This window comes from Arthrobacter sp. P1_A5 (assembly GCF_056406825.1).
This window is the reverse complement of the sequence record NZ_JBFTZL010000222.1, coordinates 1-5,353: the sequence shown is the minus strand read 5'-3', so window position 1 is coordinate 5,353 and position 5,353 is coordinate 1. Positions and strand designations below refer to the sequence as shown.

Genomic DNA, 5,353 nt, shown 5'->3' with positions numbered 1-5,353 from the left:
GTGCAGACCACCGCGGCCGGCAACCAGATCCTGGTCGGCTACCTTGCCGCCGTCGCGGGCCGTGACATCGACCTCGCAGCCGCCCGCGAACTGCTGGGCGAACGCCTGCCCGCGCCCCTCATTCCGCTGCTGACGCTCGTCGATTCGCTGCCGACCAAGACCAGCGGCAAAGTGGACCGCCACGCCCTGCCCTGGCCGCTCAGTGGAACCGGAGCGGCGGAGGCCGAAGGTGCCCCGCTGAACCTGCCGGAGGACGCGCAGTGGATCGTGGAGCAGTGGAGCGCCGTGCTGGGAAGCCCGGTCACCAGCCTCGATGCCGACTTCTTCGCCTACGGCGGCGGCTCGCTGGCCGCCGCGCAGCTCGTGTCCGCCCTCCGCGTCCGCTATCCCACCATCACGGTGGCCGATATCTACGCGACACCCCGGGTGGGCGCCCTGGTGGACGAGGCCCGGCAGTCGCTGCCGGAGGGTGGTGCCGTCGCTGCCCAGGAGCGCACCGTCCGGCCCACCGCGCGGAAGTCGCAGGCCTTCCAGACGCTCCTGGGCGTTCCCTTGCACATCCTGGTCGGCATGCGCTGGCTGACCTATCTGATGGCAGCCAACAACCTGCTGGCCGCCGTCGCCGGATTCAGCGCCGCGCCAACGATCTCATGGTGGTGGGTGGGAGCTTCCTGGCTGGTCTTCGTCAGTCCCGCCGGGCGGATGCTGCTCTCCGTCGCCGCCGCCCGCATCCTGCTGCGCAACGTGGTGCCTGGCACCTATCCCCGGTCCGGGCGGGTGCACCTCCGGCTCTGGCTCGCGGAACAGATCCAGGACCTCGCCGGCGCCATCAGCCTCGCCAGCGCGCCCTGGGTGCCCTACTACGCGAAAGCGCTCGGGGCGAAGATCGGCGAGAACGTCCAGCTGCACTCGCTGCCGCCCGTCACCGGGCTGCTGACCCTCGGCACAGGATCCAATATCGAGCCCGAAGTCGATCTGTCCGGCTGGTGGATCGACGGCGACCGTGTCCACATCGGCGCCATCCGGATTGGCCCCGGCGCAAGCGTGGGGGCCCGCAGCACGCTGATGCCGGGAGCCACGGTGGGTGCCGGGGCGCAGGTGGAGCCGGGTTCCGCTGTGATCGGCAAGGTCAAGGCGGGCCAGCTCGTGGCCGGGTCGCCGGCCGAGCGCCGTGGCAAGGCCCGGCACTCGTGGCCGGACTCCCCGGACGAGCACCGGCTGATGGGCCGGTTGTGGTTCGCCGGTTTCGCCGCCGCCTCCGCCATGCTGGCGCTCATCCCCTACGTCTCCGCTGCCGTCGCGGGCTTGGTGATCTTCGCGTTCATCCAGGGCAGCTCCTCCCTGCCCGCGGCCCTGCCCGGCATAGCGCTCTCGATCCCGCTGGCGGCGCTGGCATGGTTCCTGACCAACCTGCTGCTGATCCTGGCCACGACGAGGCTCCTCAGCGTCGGCCTCGCTGAAGGCTACTACCGGGTCCGGAGCCGGATCGGGTGGCAGGTCTGGGCGACCGAGCGGGTACTGGATCTGGCCCGGGATCTGCTGTTCCCGATCTACGCCAGCCTCTTTACGCCGGTCTGGCTGCGGCTTCTCGGTGCGAAGGTCGGCCGCAACGTGGAGGCCTCGACAGTGCTGCTGATCCCGCGGATGACCACCGTGGGCGAGGGCGCGTTCCTSGCCGACGACACGATGGTGGCGTCGTACGAACTCGACGGCGGCTGGATGCACATAGCCCCGGCCAAGATCGGCAAGCGSTCYTTCCTGGGCAACTCGGGCATGACGGCGGCCGGSCGCAGCGTGCCCAAGAACTCCCTCGTGGCGGTGTTGTCCGCGACGCCGGCCAAGGCGAAGTCCGGCACCTCGTGGCTCGGCAGCCCGCCGGTGCGGCTGCGGCGCACCGCCATCGCCTCGGACGACACGCGGACCTACCAGCCGCCCCGGAGGCTGAAGGTCGCGCGCGCCCTGTGGGAGCTGTGCCGGTTCGTCCCGGTCATGCTGACGGTCGTCATCGCCGTCGGTGTGATGCTCGCGTTCGACGCGATGGCGGCCCTGTTCAACTACGGAGTCGCCGCTCTCCTGAGCGGGGTGGTGATCCTGCTCGCCGGGGCCACGGCCGCGGGCAGTGCTGTCGTGGCCAAGTGGCTGCTGGTGGGCCGCATCCGCCCCGGCGAGCACCCGCTGTGGAGCTCCTTCATTTGGCGGAACGAGGTAGTGGACACGTTCATTGAGATGGTCAGCGCCCCGTGGTTCGCGCGCGCCGCCACGGGGACACCGGCGCTGGTGTGGTGGCTGCGGGCACTCGGCGCGAAAATCGGTGCCGGGACCTGGTGCGAAAGCTACTGGCTGCCGGAGGCGGACCTCGTCACCCTCGGCAGGAATTCGACCGTCAACCGCGGGTGCGTGGTCCAGACCCATCTGTTCCATGACCGTGTCATGAGCATCGACACTGTTACGCTCGATGACGGAGCCACCATGGGCCCGCACGGCGTCATCCTGCCGCAGGCCAGGATCGGCAGCGGCGGCACGGTGGGGCCGGCGTCCCTCGTCATGCGGGGCGAAACCGTCCCTGCCGGGACGTACTGGATGGGCAATCCGGTCAGCCCCTGGGACGGGCCGGCACCGCCGGCCGGGCCCCGTTAGGCCCGGCGCCTGCGCACGTCCACCAGCACCACAACCGAAGGTCCGTCCATTGAGCACCAGCGCACCAAGCAGCAGCGGCGCCGCCGCCCGCGGGGACATCAGCGGGGAAATCAGCCGCGAAATCAGCCGGGCGACGAGCCCGGAAGCCGGCGCCCCGGACCCCTATATGCCCGGCCACGGGACCAATGCCTACCGCGTCACCCGGTATGAACTCGATCTGGACTACCGCGTCAGCAGCAACCGCCTTGCCGGGCACGCCGTCCTGCACGCCATCACGCAGCTCCCGACGTCGGCGATCGTCCTGGACCTGGCCGGCTTGCGGGCCACGAAGATCCAGCTCAACGGGCGCAGGGTACGCCGGTTCACGCAGCGGGCAGAGCAGCTCGTTGTCTACCCCGACAACCCGCTGCTCGCCACCGAGGCCTTCACGCTGGACATCCGCTATGAGGGGTACCCCGCGCCGCGCCGCGGTGTGTGGGGCGAAGTGGGCTGGGAAGAGCTCTCCGATGGGGTGCTGGTCGCCGGGCAGCCCAACGGGGCAGCCTCCTGGTTTCCGTGCAATGACCACCCGCGGGACAAAGCGACTTACCTCATCACCGTGACCACCGATGCGAACTACCGGGCCGTGTGCAACGGGGTGATGCTCTCCCGCACCAGCAGGGCCAGCCGCGTGACGTGGGTCTTTGAGCAGGCCGAACCCATGGCCACGTACCTGGCCACGGTCCAGATCGGCCGCTACGAGCTCCTGACCCTCAATGCCGACCGGCCCTCAGGGCACGTTCCGCAGTATGTGGCCGTGCCGGCGTCGCTGCAGGCGGGCGCCCGGGCCGCCCTGGCCCGCCAGCCCGACATGATGCGGACCTTCACGAACTGCTTTGGGCCGTACCCGTTCCCGGAGTACACGGTGGTGGTCACCGACGACGTCCTGGAAATCCCGCTGGARGCGCAGACACTGTCCATCCTGGGGCCCAACCATCTGCGGCAGGACTGGGARTCRCAGCGGATGATCGCYCACGAACTCGCCCACCAGTGGTTCGGGAACTCCCTGACCACTGCGACCTGGAGGGACATCTGGCTGCACGAGGGCTTTGCCTGCTACGCGGAATGGATCTGGTCTGAAGAGGCCGGCATCATGTCGGCGGCGGCCCGCGCGCGCGCCGCCTGGCGCAAGCTCGCTGCTGCCCCGCAGGACCTGATGGTGGGCGACMCCGGCCCGGAACTGATGTTTGACGACCGGGTCTACAAACGCGGCGCCCTGGCCCTGCACGCCCTGCGGGTACGCTGCGGCGACCTGGCGTTCTTCGCCCTGCTGCACGACTGGACGGACCACTTCCGGCACGGCACCGTGACCACCGCCGACTTCATCGTCGCGGCCGCCCACACGACGGGCCTGGACGCAGAGGCCCTGTTGCACCCCTGGCTGTTCGCCGACGCCCTGCCGCCGCTCCCGCAGGCAACGCCGCCCAAGATCTGATCAGGGGCGCGGAGCCCTGACTAGGGAAGGACCGCCAGGGCGACGGCGGCCACCAGGTCAGCGGGCAGGCCTGTCTCTGCCGGCGGCAGGTCCCGGAGCCCTGCGCGGCCGTTCACTGCCGGCGCCAGCACGTCCAGGGTGTCCGGGGCTGTCTGCAGCCCGGTGCCCAGCATTTTGAGCCAGGCCTCCTTGCGCGCCCACAGGCGCGCCCTGCCCTGCAGCAGCGCGATGCCGGCCAGCCCGGCGAGGTGCCGTTGTTCCGCCGGGGTCAACACGACGTCGTCGAACCCGTCGAAGTCCGCCCGGGCCGGATCCTCGACGTCGATGCCCAGCTGCTCACCCGGGTCCGGCTCCACGACCCCGGCCAGTAGCGTCCAGCCGGCCGCACGGGACAGGCTCAGCAGCAGCGGCGCCGCCTGGCCCCGAAGCAGGTAGCCGGGCCGGCCGTGTGAGATGTCCGCGCCGGTGCCGCACCGTGGGCAGCTGTACCAGGCGGTGAGATCCGACGCCGGAACGCCGAGCAGGCCGGCGGCGAACCGGCGCTGCGCGAGCCGCCCGTACAGGAAGTCCTCCCGGGTCCGCGGGGTCATGGCCCGGGCCCGGACGAGTTCGGCCCCGTCCAGCACGGAGCGCGAGTCGCATTCCAGCTCCGGTTCCGGATAGAGGGCTGGTGCCGCGTCCACGGGCGCCCCCAGGTCCCTGGGAACACGGGGGTCGCCGGGAACGCGAAAGGGCGGGCAGGCACGCACAACAAGGTGTGATGCCATGACCCGCCCCTTTCAGAAACGTCTGCGCCGTGAGCAGCGCAGTCCTCAGCGCTGCACCGCTCCGAATCGTTCGTGGGCGGCGGCCACGGCACCTTCACGGGCCTCCGAGGCCTCGTCCGCCGTCAGGGTGCGGTCGTCGGCGCGGAAGCGCAGGCTGAACGCCAGCGACTTCTTGCCTGCCTCGATGCCCTTGCCCGCGTAGACGTCGAACAACGCGACGTCCTCGAGCAGCTCGCCGGCGCCTTCACGCAGCGCAGCCAGCACCTCCCCCGCCGGGACATCCTGCGCCACCACCAGGGCCACGTCCTGCGTGGCCACCGGATACGTCGAGATGTGCCGGGCCACGATCACGTCGGCGGCGGCCTCGAAGAGGACGTCGGCGTTCAGTTCCAGCGYCACGGAACGGGCCGGCATGTCGTGCGCCGCCAGCAGCTTCGGGTGCAGCTCGCCGGCGAAGCCCACCACTTCGCCGGTG

The 5,353-nt window shown here is 70.7% G+C and carries 4 protein-coding genes; 2 read left to right on the top strand and 2 right to left on the bottom strand.

The genetic code is table 11. The features are described 5' to 3' along the window. Both AC1D1S_RS18995 and AC1D1S_RS18990 read left to right on the top strand, forming a co-directional pair. On the top strand, positions 1–2,637 hold a 2,637-nt coding region (locus AC1D1S_RS18995), incomplete at its 5' end, for a Pls/PosA family non-ribosomal peptide synthetase (RefSeq protein ID WP_476995197.1). A 49-nt stretch (positions 2,638–2,686) separates the two neighbouring features. Further along, the gene (locus AC1D1S_RS18990) at positions 2,687–4,111 is read left to right on the top strand and encodes a M1 family metallopeptidase (RefSeq protein ID WP_476995196.1); all 1,425 of its coding nucleotides are present in this window, start codon (positions 2,687–2,689) and stop codon (positions 4,109–4,111) included. 20 nt (positions 4,112–4,131) lie between these two features. Here AC1D1S_RS18990 and AC1D1S_RS18985 read toward each other — a convergent pair whose 3' ends face one another. Next, the gene (locus AC1D1S_RS18985; protein ID WP_476995195.1) at positions 4,132–4,794 is read right to left on the bottom strand and encodes a 4'-phosphopantetheinyl transferase family protein; all 663 of its coding nucleotides are present in this window, start codon (positions 4,792–4,794) and stop codon (positions 4,132–4,134) included. A gap of 129 nt (positions 4,795–4,923) precedes the next feature. After that, on the bottom strand, positions 4,924–5,353 hold a 430-nt coding region (locus AC1D1S_RS18980), incomplete at its 5' end, for a phenylalanine--tRNA ligase subunit beta-related protein (protein WP_476995194.1).